The following is a 15892-nucleotide window of genomic DNA, read 5'->3' on the forward strand; positions in this document are numbered from 1 at the left end:
GGACCCTCCCGCGAAACGGGAAAGTCCCTCCGATCATCAATGCAACGATTACTTGAATTTGCTCAGCTTGTCGCCGAAACGCTCTCCGAGGTTAAAGCTCATGCTTTCCGCCGGAGGCAGATTCGTTTCTTCGCGAGGAGCGCGAGGCGCGCGGGCTTCGCGTTCCGGACGGGCGGGAGCTTCTTCCGTTTCCTTGATGGAAAGGGAAACGCGCTTCTCCGCAGGATTGAAGTCCAGCACCTTCGCCTGCACTTCCTGGCCTTCCTTCAGCACTTCGTAAGGCGTCGCGATATGACGATGCGCGATTTGCGAAATGTGAACGAGTCCTTCGACGCCCGGAGCGATCTCGACGAATGCGCCGAAGCTGACAAGACGCTTGACGACGCCGCTGACGATGTCGCCGACGTTGAACTTGCCAACCGCAGACTCCCACGGGCCCGGTTGAGCGGCCTTGATGCTCAGGGAGATTTTGCCGATGGAAGGATCAACCTTCAGCACCTTTACTTTCACGTCCTGACCTTCGGAGACGACGTCGGCCGGATGAGCGACATGCTGCCAAGCCATCTCGGACACGTGAACGAGCCCGTCGATGCCGCCGATGTCGACGAACGCGCCGAACGGAGTCAGGCGCTGCACTTTGCCTTCCAGCACTTGGCCCGGCTCGAGGCTGCTCATAATTTGCTGCTTTTTCTCTTCGTACTCGGCTTCCAGCACGTCCTTGGCGGAAAGAATGACCTTGTTGTTCTCACGGTCGATTTCTTTCACTTTGACCTTGATCGTACGGCCCTTGTAGCCGCTGAAATCCTCGACGAAATGACGCTCCACCATGGAAGCCGGAATAAATCCGCGTACGCCCACGTCGGCGACGAGTCCGCCCTTCACCACGTCGGTGACGACGACTTCGAAAGCTTCGCCGCTGTCGAATTTCACCTGCAGCTCATCCCAGGCGCGCGGAGCGTCCGCTTGGCGCTTGGACAGCACGAGCGATTCCTTCGCATCGTTGATGCTTACGATTTTGGCTTCGACTTCTTGGCCGATCTGAACCGCTTCGGCTGCGTTGTCGATGTTCACGGAAGAAAGCTCGCGCAAGGGAATGACGCCATCGTATTTATATCCAAGGCTAACGTACGCTTGGTTGTCGTCGATTTTGACCACCGTTCCTTTCACGGTGTCCCCCTTCTTCAAGGTTACGACATTCTCCAGTGCATCCTGGCTAACGTTTTCCGTCGCCGGTTCTGTCGCAGTTTCCTGGACGTTGATTTCTTCAGACATGAAAATTACCTCCTCAGATCTACCCCAACTTTATTTAAACCCGCACAGTCGACAATGGAATTCGCGCTATGCGGCGCTTAAATCTTGCTTACCCGAAAACATGAGAACCAAATAATGCCTTTAGTATGATGGTTTTCGACAAGAAACATGCATGCACCCGTCAGGATGCCGGCTGCCCCGTTCTCATCATTTCTTTGATTCGGGACATGATCAGCTCGGTGGCTTCCTCCATGCTTTCGGTCGTGCCTTGCTCGACATAAGGCGTCAGATCGATCGGCGCTCCGTACACCGCGTACATCTTGCGGAAAATGCGGTACTCGCCGACCAGGGCGACCGGCACGACGGCGGCTTTGGCGCGCACGGCCATCGTAACGGCTCCCCGCTTGCCCATGCCGACCGACTCGTTGCGGGTGCCTTCCGGAAAAATTCCCATCACATTGCCGTCTTGCAACAGCGAAATCGCGGTGCGAATCGCTTCCTTGCTAACGCCTCCGCGTTTGACCGGGAAAGCCCCTACGGCGCGGATCAGCGCCCCGAAGAGCGGAATGCGGAACAGCTCTTCCTTCGCCATATAATGAACTTTGCGGGGCACCCAAACCCCCAAAGTGATGGGATCCTGCAAGCTTCGATGGTTGCTGCACAGCACCACCGGTCCTTCTCGGGGAATGTGCTCGACGCCCCTCGCTTCCAAGCGGTAAAGCAGCATGTACAAGACTCGGAGAATGACTCTGGCGATCCGGTATAACATAGTCTACTTCTCCTCCGCTGAAATGGTTCTTACTGCCGCAAGTCCCCATTGTACGATTTCTTGGGCGACCTCGTCCACGGTCTTGCCCGTGGAATCGAGCAGACGGGCGTCCGAAGCCTGGAGGAGCGGCGCGATTTCCCGCTCTCTGTCGAGACGGTCGCGCTCCGCGATTTCCTGTTCCAATTGATCAAGCGTCATCTCCGCGCCCGGTTCCAGCTCGAGAAATCTCCGTCTTGCGCGCTCTCTCGGCGAAGCCGTCAGAAACACCTTCAGTTCGGCGTCCGGAAGCACGTGCGTTCCGATGTCGCGGCCGTCCATCACCACGCCCTTGTTCAAGGCCATGCGGCGCTGGAGCTCGGCCATCCGCGTGCGAACGCTGGACAGCCTGGCGACATATGAGACGTTCCGGTTGATCTCGAGCGATCTCAGCCTGGACGTCACGTCCTCGCCGTTCACGTGAACCTGCTGCGCGTCCCGTCCCGGAAGCAGCGAGATGTCGAGCCCGTCCGCCAATCGGCCGACGGCTGCGTCGTCATCCGTCGACAGACCGGATTCGAGCGTCTTCAGCGTAACCGCCCGGTACATCGCCCCCGTATCAACGTAGACGTATTGAAGGGCGCTTGCCACCTTGCGGGCGACGGTGCTTTTGCCGGCTCCGGCCGGGCCGTCGATCGCAATATTAATCCGATGAGTGTGAGATGCGTTCATGAGCGAACAACTAGCCTCCTACATGCCGACAACAAGTGAACCTTGCGTTCAAAAAATAAGGCAGGCTGAGCCTGCAAGGATCGAGAAAATTATACCACAGGGCCACCTACTATGCAAAAAAGAAGGCCGTCAGCGCGGTGGATTCCGGTAGGGAACGCCCTCCGAATGATCCGCTGTCGCCAGCCATTGGCGAATTCCCGGAAACTGCAAAGCCACCTGCGAGACGATCAGCAGGACGACCAGCGTCTTGATTCCCTTGACGATCCACCGCTCCGCCCGATCCGACCATGCCGTAAAGTCGGACGGCTCGAAGCCTTTCCGTTCTGCCGCCATGCCTGTTCCTCCCGAATTCGCCCCGAGACGGGAACCGGCGGGCCGGGAGGGGTTACTCCCTGCGCAGCTCCAGCTGACGCTCGAAGCAATAGCGAATGACTTTCTGCTGATCCGACTCCGTAATCTCCACGAAGCGCAGCATGACCAGATGCTTGTCCGGCTCGATGGCCAGCACCCTTACGACTTCGCCGTCGAATTTGGCATGCGCGATCGAACCGCCCTTATAGCTTAATAATAACCAACAGGAGAGCACGACATTCGGCTCGATCGGCCATTTCCGGTCGCAGAGGAACGAAGCGCCCCCGCCTCCGAGGTCTTCGGTGACGGCTACGAAACGCATTTTGTCTCCGATTCTGACGGCGATCTCCAGATGGGTCTCGACCCGAAGAAAGCTGCGCCTCTGATCCTTCTTGATGCTGTCGGGTTCGGGCTTGCGAATGGCGACGAGAGAAACCGATTCCTTGCGAAACCCGAGCACGGAGCTCTCGAACAGATGCCGAACCCCGTCCTGAGTGAAATAGTAGACCTGCAGCCGTTCCCCGACGCTCGCGCGGTAGAGCCGGCGGTTCTTCTCGTTCAAGGGAATTTCGATGTAGATACTCCCTTCGTCCATGTCGGCCACGCGAGAGCGAAGCGTTACCGGCTCGGACTCGGTTTCGGTCTGTAAGTACATCGTTTGATTGATTTTCGGAAGCACCCGTAACCCTCCACATAGGCATGTTCAGAGACTTTGTTCCGTACTGCCACATTATATCACGGGTGCAGGGATTCGGGAATGACAATGCGCCAACTCCCGGGACGGAAGCTGGCGCAGGGCTCCATATTAGCTGAACAGCGACTTCTCGGCGTCGGGAAGCTGCTCGATGTTCTCCTCGAGACCGGTTTCCGCATTCAGATAAATCCGGTACCGATGATCGTTGACTCTGCCCACGAATTCATGACAGAGCGTCGGCTCTCTCATATCGTTCTCGATGACGGCCAAGGCATGGTTCTCGATCCGGAAATCGGGATTCAGTCCCTTCTGGGCCTGCTCTTTGGTCATCTTCGGCTTGCCCGGCGTAAGCAGCTTTTTCGCGAACACGTGATCCCTCGCCTGCAGCCCGACGACTTCCCCGTTGTCCAGCGCGACCCGCACCGTCACCTTGTCCGGATAAATTTTCACCCCGTCGACGGTGCGGGCGTACGTGAAGACCGCGACATGATCGTACTCGTCATAAGCGATCGGGGTCATGCTCTTGTAGCCGTGCCGGACCAGGAACTGGGAGCCCTTGTTGCGGGCCGTGTCAAAATTGATTTTGCGCGCGGTCACGTCTCTCGGATTCATAAACCAGAGCAGATGGCCGCCCTTGCGCGTGTAATCGAGCTGAATCTGCGCGCCTCCCGAGCCTTTGACGGACACGGTATAGGCGGGCAAGTCGGTATCGCTCCCGTCCTCGCTAACGGTCACCTCGCTTCCGCGAGCCTGGCTTCCCAGAAATTCCATCGCCTTGCGGCCGATCTCCTCCGCCGTCATCATTCTGCCTTCCAATCCGGCGGAGCTCAGCTTGCGATCGGTGGACATGGCCGAAGGTCCCCAATCGGATTCGGGATACGCGCCCATCTGCTTGTCCAGCGCCTTGAAGCCGTCGATGATCGTGTTGTCGTGCGGCCCGTTCTCGCTCGCCATCGCTACTTCGACGTCCATCCAGCGGAGCCGTTCTTGCAGAACCGCGTTCTGTACGTTGCCCAGCTCCTGGTTAATCGAATCGGAAGTCTTGTACAGCGATTTCATCAATTTGATTTCCTCGGGCGTCAGCGGCTGCTTCGACAAGTCGCGAACGGCCGTCCGGTAAGCGAAATTCGAAATTCGCGACAAAAATTGCTCGGCCTTGTTAAAAGGCAGCATAGCCAGCGGAAGCTGGTTGATCTCGTTCTGCGCCTGGCTCGTCAGCCGCCAGACGTTAACGAGACCTTTGCGCTGCATGCCGTGAGAGGTCGAGGACACCGCAAGCGTCTCTCCGAGCTGGTCGTGCAGCCTTCCCATATGGTGGCTCAGATCGTGAAAAGCCCTTTGATACTGGTTCTCCGCCTTGATCAGTATCGAGTTTTTCTCCTGATGCTCCTGATACCCCCACACGATCGCCCCGACGAACAAAAGCGTGGCGATCGGAAACATAATGGAGCTCAAACGTGCATACATGAAAAGCCGACCCCTTTCATTCCCATGGTGATGCCGTTATTGTGGGAAGAAGGGCTCTACATTATGCGCGGATGCCGAAACGGAAAAAGAGAAAGCCGCCCCTCACACGAGCGCTTCCTCTTCGATCTCGAAATCTTCCGCGTTGCTGCACAAACACATTTTAAAGCCGGTGTCCACTTTTCCCCGCTCCTTGCGTCCGCGCAAAATGAATTTTTCGTTGCACCGCCTGCATCTGATCGTCACTCTAAGCCGCTGCGACAAAATCTGTTCTCCCCTTCATACCGGATATTCCCTCCCCCAGTATGGACGGATGAGTCAAAATTTAATCTCTTCCTCGCGCTTAAGGAAACGGAAGGGCGATACCGCGTTGGCGCTGTTCACCATCCGCATGCTGATAAACCAGAGCAGGAACATGAACGGCACCGCCACCCAATGCCAACCGGGCGGAAACTTCAGCAGCATATAGTCGTAGATGCCGTGCCAGACGACCGGGACGAGCAGGGACAGCCATAGATGAGTTCGGACGCTCCTGCCTACGGAGAACCTGGCCTTGCCCAAGGAGTATCCCATCATAACGCCGAATAAAGCATGTCCGGAAACCGGCAGCAGCGCTCTCAGGAACAAGGCTCCGAATGTCGCCGGCTGAAGGAAGGCGTACAGAACGTTCTCCAGAGTGGCGAAGCCCAGCGAGACGGCGACGGCGTAGACGATGCCGTCGTAGGGCTCGTCGAATTCCGTATGATTATAAATGATATGGTAAAGCACGAACCATTTGAAAAACTCTTCCACTAAGGACGAAATGATGAAGGAGTAGACGAAGGGAGATTCTCCCCACCACAGAACGAAGCTTCGCTGCACGATCATAATCGGGAGAACGATCAATACGCCGAACATGAACATTTTCAGCACCATAGAGATCGGTTCGGTGTCGTAGCGGTCCTTCCAGTAAAAATAGGCCAATAACGCAAAGCCGGGCACGATGGCGGCCGCCAACACCGACACGAGCAGCATTCAGTCGTCTCCCCCCTTCCTTCACCTCATTATAACAGTAAAAATAACGGTTCAAAAACGGAACATTTCGTGAAATGAGTTCATTTTTTCATCCGTAATCGGCTTCGATTGCGAATTTGCTACTTTGCGAATCACCAACAAAGGAGTCTGCCCGCGCGGCGGGAGACTCCTTCCTGACGAACGGATATTCAATTCGCGAAATGCTCCGCCAATACTCGGATCGCATGGGAGTCGATAATCAGCTTCCCGTACTCCTCCAGAATCGCAGGCGTGATGGTGGTGGCCTCTCCGTATTCCGCCAGTACGGCAATCAGCGCGTGATAGCTCGAGTTCTCCAAGCCGGCCGGATCGAAGACAAGCACCCACTGGTTCTGGTAGCGGTACATTCTTCCTTCGTCCGTCTGACGGCCGAACAGCGTCTTCGCGGCGCCGATCGCGTCCTCGATATCCTTGAAACGATATATGATAGCTTCGCTCTGTTCAAGCGTCACTTCCAGTTCATATACTTCTTCTTCGTCCTCGACGGCGGATTCCGCGTCCCGCTCCATCTTCCCGCGGGTGACGATCACGACCATGCCTTGGGCCGGCATTGCGAACACTTCGACGGCAAGCGGTCCCGATGCGTCGAACCCCAGCTCGTTATAAGCCTGATCCATCATCTCGCTGAACAGTTCGTGCACCTTCGGAATTTCGCGCCACATATCTTCCTTCTGGATCCCGCGCTCCGTCAAATCGTCGAACGTGAGGAAAATCCGAATTTTGTCCTGGCTAAGCCGCTCCATCCTCATGACAGGATCCTCCTTCTGCCGGTGATAACAGCTTATGATTAAGCATATAATGCGTGAATGAAACTTTCTTGAAACCATGTTATCATTTCTCCAGCCGAAATGCACTAGGGAAAACCCTCGAATTGCAAAAAAACGGCATCATTCCCCCTGCGTACGGAAGAAGGATGCCGTCAACATTCGACTGGCTTGCCCTAATTATGAGGATGTCCGTTCTGCTCGAGAATGTCGTTGACCGCTTTGCCGACTTCCGGATCCTGCGAGATCAGCTTGCGAATCTGGTCCTTTCCGCTGTCTCCGACGGAACGGGAATGCGGGGAAGACTGCTCTTCCCGGTTTTCGGCGCCGACTCGGCGCAAGCCGTTCGCGAGCTTCGAATTCATCGCCTTCTCGACGGCTTCGTCCTTCAGATCGCGCATGCGATCCTTGACGTTGCTTCCCATACTCACGGCGGCCATGGACAGGTTGGGATTCCGCTGCAGCCACATGACAAGCGCCATTCCCGCCAATCCTCCGATGACGAAAGCTCCGATTTTCAAGTTTGCCACCTCCTTATTGCTCTTAGTGTGGCTTGGCCGACCGGGGTCATGCCGAGCAAATTAAGGAAAGCGGGACTCCTGTCGAAGCGCCGGTCCTTTTATGATACAATCGAACCAGCTTACGAAGAAAAACGGAGGAATTTCTACATGGATCGTCGTCGAATCATCGCTTTTTGCGCTGCTTTATCGATTATGGCCGCTCTGGTCTCGGCCTGCGGAGGCGGGACGTCCCCGGGCAGCGGCTCATCTCCCCAGGCGTCCGTCGAGTCGCCGACCGCAGCGGAGTCGTCCCCGCCTGCCTCGCCCTCGCCCGACCCGGCTCTGACGGAGTCCGGAGCTACCCCGGAGGAGCCGCAGACGTCCTCCGCGCCGGAGCCCGAAGAAACCGTAAAGGCGTACCGGATGAACGCCAACTACTTCATCGTCCCGATCGACAAGGAGCAGACGAACGGCAAAGTCGTTCTCCTGACGTTCGACGACGGCCCGAAAGCGCCGGAAACGCTCGATCCTCTTCTCGACACGCTGGACAAGCACCAGGCGAAAGCCATCTTCTTCGTGAACGGCTACCGCGTCAAAGCGAATCCCGAGCTGCTGAAGAAAATCGACGAGCGCGGCCAAGTGATCGGCAACCACTCGTGGGACCACATCGATCTGAAGAAAGAGCAGGCTCCGAAAATCAAAGAGCAGATCGAAAGCGTGCAGGAGATCGTCAAGGACGTTACGGGCCGTGCCCCGGTGTTCTTTCGTCCGCCACACGGCTCGTCCAACGACGCCGTTAAACAGATCGCCAAGGACAACGGACTGCTGTTCATGACCTGGTCCAACGGCTCCCTCGACTGGGATATGGGCAAGATCGCCGAAGACAAGCGGCCGCAAGCGGTCATCGACAACGTCATGGATCAGCTGCATTCCGGCAGCAACATTCTGATGCACGAGCTTCCATGGACGGCCAAGGCGCTGGACGACTTGCTGACGCAGCTGGAGGAAAAAGGGTACGCCTTCGTCGACCCGAACGCGATCGACATCGAGCTGTAAGCCGCGACCGGCGTTCCTCGCTAGGGGTCGATCTGCTGCTGCCTTCCCCACCACAGCAAGCCGACGACTAGAAAAGAGAACAGCACGACGAGCGTTAAATAAAACCATTTCGACAGCTGACTTCGCTTCACAGGGTGAACTTCCGCGCGAGGGGGCATCCCGGTTTCCGGTATGCCCGCTTCCGCCGCGGCCCGGGCGATCGCTTCCTCCAGCTGATCGATCGTGAGCTCCTCCTCAGGCTCTTCGAATGCGGCTCTCTTCGCCGATACGTAACGCTCCCATGCAGATAAAGAAGACGCCTGGTCTTCCTTCATGAATCTCCCCTCCGAAAACGAATGATGCAGCCCATGATAAAGTCGACGAGAAAATGCGCCGCGATCGGCGCCCACAGCGTGCCCGAGACGTCTAGAATCCAGCCCAGTCCGTAGCTGATCGCGAACACCATCCCCGTCGGAACCCAATGGCGCAAATACCGAACGTGGATAGCCGCAAACAAGATGCTGGTCCAATACGGTCCGAACGCATGCTGAACGGCGCCGCGAAACAAGATCTCTTCGCACATCGCCACGACGAAGGAGATGACCGCGATATGCCATACCGGCCTCGTTCTGAAAATCCGTTCGTTCACCCCTCCGTCGTCCGCCGCTTCCTCGGGAACGAACCGGGAGATGGACAAATCCAGCAGAAGGACGAGCAGCGCCAGCCCCCCGCCCCACAAAGCGAATTCGTACGTTCGCGGTAAAATAAGCAGCTCCAGCGGATTTCTGCGCTGAAATAAAATCCATACCAATCCGATAATAAGAGTAAGCGCCTGAGTGAAATACAAATTGGCCAGCAGCATCCGATCGTTCAACTGGTCGACCGTGACTTTGCGAACCTTGATGTTGCGAATGTCGAATTTTCTCATGATTCCTCGATATATGCTAATTTTTGTATGTTCAAGAAGTGCGTTTTTTTCTATACTAGGACTACCGAACACTCTAACGACCTTTATCAACTCAAAGGAGCAACCGATGGAAAAGCGTCTAAACCGTTCTGATCTTATGTTTTCCCTTGCCTTTCTTCTCATGCTCGTTATCGCGATCGGCGCTTTTTTCTACGGGGTCAAGGTGGGCACCGACCGCGCCCAATCGGGCAGCGCTTCCGAGCAAACGGTAGAGGCGACCTCATCGCCGCAGCTGAACGCTTATCAGCAGCAGGATTTGGTTTCCTTCTATCATACCGTATTTTTGTCTTACCGTGAATTTCAAAACGACTGGCTCGACGCCCAAAACAAATGGCTGAGCGACTCGAACGCCGATCGCTCCTCCGCTCTGAAGCAGCTCTCCAAAAGCGCCAAGCAAAAATATGACGAGGTTAAGGGGGTTTATGTTGCGCCGGTGTCGCCGCAGCTCAGAGCCGCCCAATCGAATTATGTGAAAAGCTTGAAGCTGTTCGAAGAAGGCTTCACCGAGCTGGCCGCAAGCGTGAACGAAGGCTCCGCGCAAGCGGCGCTGGATAAGGTCGCTTCCAATTCTTATTATAAAGAGGCGCTGAATTTCGCGCTCGCCGGACAGAAGGATTATTACGGCTCCATGCTGAAGTGGGCGGAATCGGTCCACGCGGACATTTCCAGCGGCCTGGACGGACAGAACGTCATTTCGATCGACGAATGGAAGGAGCTTCCGCTTGTCGTCAAGTTTAAAGTATCCTCCGATTACTTGTCCGGGCAGGCGATGCTTACCGAATATTTGCCGCACGATCTGACCGCCAAGGTCGATCAGTTCATCTCCTCCGGACAAGCCGACAAAAGGAAGATCAAAAGCTTTAACGCCGTCGCCGAGCTGCTGATCAGCACCGAAGCGGTAACCGGCGGCTACTTCAACGAGGTCAAGTCGAGATTTTACGAAAACGAGCAGCTGCCTCAATTGCCGTTTTTTTCGACGGGCAAGTAGATTTTTAACCCTTTATCGCTATACAGCGTCAATTGTGCCACATTCGTCATTGCATTTGTCCGCCCTATTGCTATAAAATAGGAAAGGCAATTGGAATCAAGCTCGTGCGTAAGACGATCATTCAAGCAGTGACCTTGCGGAGTCACCCTCTACGCACCGTTAATCCGCCCTAAGCGGAGGATCGGCGGTTGAGGGTGTTTTCTCTATTTTTGAAGGAGGGTTCCACCATGTACAAAGTACTCGTATCGGATCCGATCAGCGATTTGGGCATCTCGCTCCTGGTCGAAGCGTCCGATATCGCCATCGACAAGAAACCGGGTCTCAGCGAGGACGAGCTGGTCGACATCATTGGCGAATACGACGCTCTGCTCGTGCGCAGCCAGACGCGCGTAACAGAGCGCATTATGAATGCCGCCAAGCAGCTCAAAGTGATTGGACGCGCCGGAGTCGGCGTCGACAACATCGATCTGGAAGCCGCTACGAAACGAGGCATTATCGTCATCAACGCTCCGGACGGAAACACGATCACGACTTGCGAGCACACCTTCGCCATGATGATGGCCGTCGCTCGGCATATTCCGCAAGCTTACCAGAAAACCGTCGGCGGCGTCTGGGACCGCAAATCGTTCGTGGGCGTCGAGCTTCGCAACAAGACGCTCGGCGTGCTCGGCATGGGCCGGATCGGCAGCGAAGTCGCTTCCCGCGCCAAGGCGTTCGGCATGAACGTGCTCGGCTACGATCCGTTCCTGACCGAGGAGCGGGCGGACAAGCTCGGCGTGCGCAAAGCGTCGGTGGACGACATTATCGCGGAAGCGGATTTCATTACCGTTCACACTCCGCTTACGCCCGAAACGCGCCATATGATCGGCAGGGAGCAGTTCGAGAAAATCAAGCCGGGCGTGCGCATCGTCAACTGCGCTCGCGGCGGCATCATCGACGAGCTGGCGCTCGTTGAAGCGATCGACGCCGGCAAAGTGGCCGGAGCGGCATTCGACGTCTTCGAGGAAGAGCCTCCGGCTCCGGACCATCCGTTCCTGAAGCATCCGAAAATTATCGTCACCCCGCACCTCGGAGCTTCCACGGTAGAGGCGCAGGAGAACGTCGCAATAGACGTCTCGGAGCAGCTGCTGCACATTCTGCGCAACGAGCCGTTCAAGAACGCGGTGAACATGCCTCCCGTCGCGGCCGATGTGCTCAGCAAGCTGGAGCCGTACTTCCAGCTCGGCAAGAAGCTGGGCAGCTTCGCGGCCCAGGTCGCATCCGGCGCGGTTAAGGAAATCGCCGTCGCCTATGCCGGCGAGCTGGCGGACGTCGACACGCAGCCGCTGACCCGCAGAGTGGTCGAAGGCGTACTCGCCTATCACCTCGGCTCCGACCAGGTCAACGTCGTTAACGCGATGCATCTGGCGAAAAACCGCGGCGTCAACATCGTCGTCACGAAATCTCATGCGACCAAAGGCTTTACGAATCAGGTAAGCGTCACCCTCCGCACGGACAAGGAGGAGCGCCTCGTCGCGGGAACGCTGCTCAACGGCTTCGGACCGCGCATTACGCAGGTCGACAAATTTCCGGTGGACGTCGAGCCGCAAGGCCATATTCTGCTCATCTCACATCACGATAAGCCGGGGCTCATCGGCCGCGTAGGCACCTTGCTCGGTACGAAGGACATCAACATCGCCACGATGCAGGTCGGACGGAAAATCGTCGGAGGAGAAGCCGTCATGGTGCTGGGCGTCGACAAGGGCGTCACGAAGGAAGTGCTGAACGAAATTTCCGCCCTGCCGGATTTGAACAACGCCAAAGAAGTTCATCTGTATTAATGGAAATCGGGCAGTCCCGTTGGCAAGCATTCGGGACTGCCCGATTCTCGTTGATTCGCTTCCGCCATTCGCCCGCCTCTACAAGATTTCCTTCCGGCTCCGCACGAACAGCGCCATTGCCCCAAGCGTCAGCGAAGTGACCACGACAATCGTCGGCAGCATCGGAGAATTAGCTTCCTTCACGAACAGAATCAGCGTCAGAATGGACAGCACCCGCCCGACGTTCAGGAACAGCTCGCGAACGACGACCGACTCGATTCGAAACAGCCCCTTCAAAGGAAGTTCGTCCATTACCGAGTAATAGTACGTCGTCAGCATGTTGACGATAAACGGAGCCATGATCGAATAAATCGACATAAACAGGACGACGGTCCACAGCTTGATGTCGACAAACAGGACGGCCGCGCCGGCCACGATGCAGAGCGAGGCCGCCGTCAGCTCCCGCCGGATCCGCACCGGCTTCCTCCTGCGCGAGATCGCATAGCCGGTCGCAATCGTCAGCAGCGCGAAAAACACCGTCAAATAGCCGACCTGATCCTCTCTTCCCACCGTCTGGAACATAAGAATGTTCGGCAAAAACAGCATCAGTCCCTGAGATAAGCCGAGCAGAAAAAAGGCGATCAGCGACTTCAGCCAGAGCCGGCTCTTCTTCATCATCGGTCCGGCGAAGCTCAGGTAATAGCTGCGATGATGAGCCGGAACCGCCCTGATCTTCAGGCTGAAGAGCGACGCGAGGCCGAACAGAGCCGACGCAAAGCCGAAGATAAGCAAGTAGCCGCTCAGCCCTTCGAACAAGCCGATCAGAAAGCCGGACAGCGCCGGCCCGGCCAGGCCGGCCGAGTTAAAGACGATCATATTAACGCCCATAAACCGCGAACGATTGCGGATGGTGGTGACGTCGTACATCAGCACGATGTACCCGGTCCAATAAAGACCTAACGCGAATCCGTTCAGCACCCCAAACAACGGATAGTAGACGACGACATTTTCCTGCGCGAAAATGACGACAAGAAAAAAGACCGTGATCGACGCAATGCCTAAGCGATACGTAACCATCCGGTCCTTCTTCTTCGCGATCCACCCGCCGACCGCGAACGCGGCGGGCGTAACTCCGTATACGATAAGATTAAACATTCCGTTGATCGTCAAATCCTCGGTTAGTCGCCACAGGTACAAATTCAGAAAAAGACCCGACATCGACGCCCCGAATTGAAAACAGCCGTGGATAAACAAAGCGACCCGAGCCTCGGTCGATAGCCGAGTCTCCGAATCGCCTTGCGCCGCGCGGCGGAATAGCCCATTGAAATTGAACCGCAGATTCATATCCGTCCCGTTCCCCTCTTCAATGCCGTACCGGTTCTTCGTCCGCTCTTCGCCCCGTCCCCGTAGGCAGCCAAATCGTAAACGTCGTTCCCGCGCCCGGTTCGCTGGCCACGTTAATCGTTCCCCCGTGAGCGACGATCAGGTTTTTGGCGATAGCCAGTCCCAGTCCGGTGCCTCCGCCGGTCGTTTCCCGCTTGCGCGCCTTGTCCGCCTTATAGAAGCGCTCGAATACGTAAGGGAGATCCTCGTACGGGATGCCGTGCCCTTGATCAATCACCTTAAGCTCGAGCCACTCCCCCTTCAACGCCGCGATCCGGGCGGCTTCCAAGGCGATGGAAGCTCCGGCGGGCGTATGGCGAAGCGCGTTGTCCATCAGGTTCGTCAGCACCTGCTCCAGCCGATCCGCATCTCCCTCTTCGAGCGTCAGCGTCGGATCGTCGGCCGATCTCGTCAGCTGAATCTGGCGTTCCTTCGCCAGCGCGGCGAATTTCCGGTACACCCGGGAGATCAGCGCATTGACGTCGACCGGCTGGAAATTCATCTCCAGGTAGCCGGCCTCCATCCTCGCCAGATCGAGCAGGTCCTTCACCAGCCGGCCCATCCGGAGCGATTCGTCGTGAATGACCTGCGCAAGCTCTCTCCGCTCCTCGGGAGAAGACGCGATATCGTCCATCAGAGCCTCGCTGTAGCCCTGAACCATCGACAGAGGGGTACGGATCTCGTGAGACACGTTGGCGACGAAGTCCTTCCTCATCTTGTCGACGCGGAATTCCTCGGTCACGTTTCGCAGCACCGCAACGGCTCCGCGCACCGAATCGGTGGAAGCCAGCGGCGTCATGACGACGGACCAGACTCCGCTTTTGACGTGGACTTTCACGGTCAGCTCCCTGCCGCCGGCGATAACGTTGCGGAACGTCTCCCGCAGCGGGCCGGGAACGTTGCCGTCCGGCGGCATTCCGTCGTCCTCCTCCGCCCAATCGACCGTCTGCCACTCCTCCAGCAGGTGCTGACCTTGGGGATTGGTCAGAATGACTCCCCCTTCGGAATCGAACGAGATGACCGAGTCGGTCATGCTTCTAAGCACGCTGCTCAGATGGTCCCGTTCGTGCTGAATGTCGCGAATGAGCGTATGCAGCTCGGAAGCCATCTGGTTAAACGTGTTGGCCAGCTCGCCGATCTCGTCGGTGGAGCGGATCGCCACGCGCGTCGAATAGTCGCCCTGGGCAACGCGGTTGGCCGCGTCCTTCATCTCTCGAAGCGGATTCGTAATTTTCGTCAGCAGAAAAAAGGCGAAAAACGTCGTCAGCAGAAAGCCGACAATTCCGGAATAGATGAACAGATGCTTGATCTTGACCGAATCCGCAAAGGTGATATCGATATATTCGAGCAGAAACAAACCGATGGTCACAATAACGACGCCGACCAGCCCCATGATCGTCAGCCACATTTTGCCGACGACGGTCCTCAAGATGGCCATCCGCTACTTCGTCGCCTCCAGCTTGTAGCCGACGCCCCACACGGTCGTGATCATCGAGGCGGCTTCGGTAGAGACGCGGTTCAGCTTCTCTCTCAGCCTTTTGACATGGGTGTCGACCGTTCGCAGATCGCCGAAGAAGTCATAGTTCCATACGTCCTTCAGCAGTTCCTCGCGAGAAAACACCTTGTCCGGCGTGCTGGCCAAATAATGCAGCAGCTCGTACTCCTTCGGCGTCAGGTTCACTTCCTGCCCGCTTGCGGTTACGCGGTGCGCGTCGTGCTCGATGACCAGATGGGGAAAGACGATATTGTTGCTCGTATTCAGCTCCTTGGACAGGAAGGCCGTCGCGGACGACCGTCTCAAGATCGCTTTGATCCGGAAGATGACCTCCCGGGGGCTGAACGGCTTGACGACATAGTCGTCTGCGCCCACCTCGAACCCTTGCACGCGATTCACTTCCTCGCCTTTGGCCGTCAGCATCAGCACGGGAGTCGCCTTCTGCTGGCGCAGCCGGGAGCATACCTCGATGCCGTCGATCCCCGGAAGCATCAGATCAAGCACGATCAGGTCGTAATCCTCGTCCTGGGCTTTGCGCAGAGCCGACTCCCCGTCCTCCGCCTCTTCGATCTCGTATCCCTCTTTTTCCAGATACATCTTCAACAAACGGCGAATGCGCTCCTCGTCGTCCACGACCAAAATCCGGCTTCCCGTATTCATGCCTCAACGCT

At 56.8% G+C, this 15892-nt stretch carries 18 protein-coding genes; 3 read left to right on the forward strand and 15 right to left on the reverse strand.

Features of this window, described 5'->3' with window-relative positions:
* Positions 1–48 precede the first annotated feature (48 nt).
* The 10 genes from rpsA to ACFO3S_RS12735 form a co-directional block, all read right to left on the reverse strand.
* The gene (rpsA, locus tag ACFO3S_RS12690; RefSeq protein ID WP_378096251.1) at positions 49–1272 is read right to left on the reverse strand and encodes a 30S ribosomal protein S1; all 1224 of its coding nucleotides are present in this window, start codon (positions 1270–1272) and stop codon (positions 49–51) included.
* A 160-nt stretch (positions 1273–1432) separates the two neighbouring features.
* Positions 1433–2020, reverse strand: coding sequence for a lysophospholipid acyltransferase family protein (locus ACFO3S_RS12695; RefSeq protein WP_378096254.1), 588 nt, complete (start codon positions 2018–2020; stop codon positions 1433–1435).
* Positions 2021–2023: 3 nt separating this feature from the next.
* Positions 2024–2728, reverse strand: a complete 705-nt coding sequence (gene cmk / locus ACFO3S_RS12700) for a (d)CMP kinase (RefSeq protein ID WP_378096257.1) — start codon at positions 2726–2728, stop codon at positions 2024–2026.
* 129 nt (positions 2729–2857) lie between these two features.
* Positions 2858–3061 carry a hypothetical protein gene (locus ACFO3S_RS12705; protein WP_378096260.1) on the reverse strand — a complete coding sequence of 68 codons (204 nt, stop codon included), beginning with the start codon at positions 3059–3061 and terminating at the stop codon, positions 2858–2860.
* Between the two features lie 52 nt (positions 3062–3113).
* Positions 3114–3758, reverse strand: a complete 645-nt coding sequence (locus ACFO3S_RS12710) for a flagellar brake protein (RefSeq protein WP_378096263.1) — start codon at positions 3756–3758, stop codon at positions 3114–3116.
* Between the two features lie 126 nt (positions 3759–3884).
* A complete protein-coding gene (gene ypeB, locus ACFO3S_RS12715; RefSeq protein ID WP_378096266.1) occupies positions 3885–5240 on the reverse strand; it encodes a germination protein YpeB in 1356 nt (451 codons plus the stop codon).
* Between the two features lie 102 nt (positions 5241–5342).
* Positions 5343–5501, reverse strand: coding sequence for a hypothetical protein (locus ACFO3S_RS12720; RefSeq protein ID WP_378096269.1), 159 nt, complete (start codon positions 5499–5501; stop codon positions 5343–5345).
* Between the two features lie 54 nt (positions 5502–5555).
* Positions 5556–6251, reverse strand: a complete 696-nt coding sequence (gene prsW / locus ACFO3S_RS12725) for a glutamic-type intramembrane protease PrsW (RefSeq protein WP_378096272.1) — start codon at positions 6249–6251, stop codon at positions 5556–5558.
* A 188-nt stretch (positions 6252–6439) separates the two neighbouring features.
* Positions 6440–7039, reverse strand: coding sequence for a genetic competence negative regulator (locus tag ACFO3S_RS12730; RefSeq protein ID WP_378096275.1), 600 nt, complete (start codon positions 7037–7039; stop codon positions 6440–6442).
* A 191-nt stretch (positions 7040–7230) separates the two neighbouring features.
* A complete protein-coding gene (locus ACFO3S_RS12735) occupies positions 7231–7575 on the reverse strand; it encodes a hypothetical protein (protein WP_378096278.1) in 345 nt (114 codons plus the stop codon).
* A gap of 147 nt (positions 7576–7722) precedes the next feature.
* Here ACFO3S_RS12735 and ACFO3S_RS12740 point away from each other — a divergent pair, with 147 nt between their 5' ends.
* Complete coding sequence (locus tag ACFO3S_RS12740; RefSeq protein ID WP_378096281.1) at positions 7723–8610, forward strand: polysaccharide deacetylase family protein; 888 nt, start codon at positions 7723–7725, stop codon at positions 8608–8610.
* 20 nt (positions 8611–8630) lie between these two features.
* On the opposite strand, the gene ACFO3S_RS12745 is transcribed toward ACFO3S_RS12740, so the two are convergent.
* Both ACFO3S_RS12745 and ACFO3S_RS12750 read right to left on the reverse strand, forming a co-directional pair.
* A complete protein-coding gene (locus ACFO3S_RS12745; protein WP_378096284.1) occupies positions 8631–8924 on the reverse strand; it encodes a hypothetical protein in 294 nt (97 codons plus the stop codon).
* Positions 8921–9517: a CPBP family intramembrane glutamic endopeptidase gene (locus ACFO3S_RS12750; protein ID WP_378096287.1), complete on the reverse strand. Its 597-nt coding sequence runs from the start codon at positions 9515–9517 to the stop codon at positions 8921–8923. The genes ACFO3S_RS12745 and ACFO3S_RS12750 overlap by 4 nt, the downstream gene beginning before the upstream one ends.
* Positions 9518–9623: 106 nt before the next feature.
* On the opposite strand from ACFO3S_RS12750, the gene ACFO3S_RS12755 reads away from it, so the two are divergent.
* Together ACFO3S_RS12755 and serA are read left to right on the forward strand one after the other, a co-directional pair.
* Positions 9624–10544 (forward strand): hypothetical protein, encoded by a 921-nt coding sequence (locus ACFO3S_RS12755; protein WP_378096290.1) that lies wholly within the window; start codon positions 9624–9626, stop codon positions 10542–10544.
* Positions 10545–10771: 227 nt separating this feature from the next.
* Positions 10772–12364: a phosphoglycerate dehydrogenase gene (gene serA / locus ACFO3S_RS12760; RefSeq protein ID WP_378096292.1), complete on the forward strand. Its 1593-nt coding sequence runs from the start codon at positions 10772–10774 to the stop codon at positions 12362–12364.
* Positions 12365–12442: 78 nt separating this feature from the next.
* Here the strand turns inward: serA and ACFO3S_RS12765 are convergent, their stop codons facing one another.
* The 3 genes from ACFO3S_RS12765 to ACFO3S_RS12775 are packed head-to-tail and all read right to left on the reverse strand — an operon-like array spanning position 12443 to position 15881.
* Positions 12443–13687, reverse strand: a complete 1245-nt coding sequence (locus ACFO3S_RS12765; RefSeq protein ID WP_378096295.1) for an MFS transporter — start codon at positions 13685–13687, stop codon at positions 12443–12445.
* Between the two features lie 19 nt (positions 13688–13706).
* Complete coding sequence (locus tag ACFO3S_RS12770) at positions 13707–15164, reverse strand: HAMP domain-containing sensor histidine kinase (RefSeq protein ID WP_378096298.1); 1458 nt, start codon at positions 15162–15164, stop codon at positions 13707–13709.
* A 3-nt stretch (positions 15165–15167) separates the two neighbouring features.
* Positions 15168–15881: a response regulator transcription factor gene (locus ACFO3S_RS12775; RefSeq protein ID WP_378096301.1), complete on the reverse strand. Its 714-nt coding sequence runs from the start codon at positions 15879–15881 to the stop codon at positions 15168–15170.
* Positions 15882–15892: the final 11 nt, after the last annotated feature.

The organism is Cohnella hongkongensis (assembly GCF_042654645.1).
In the GTDB taxonomy this organism is placed as follows: Bacteria; Bacillota; Bacilli; order Paenibacillales; family Paenibacillaceae; genus Cohnella; species Cohnella hongkongensis.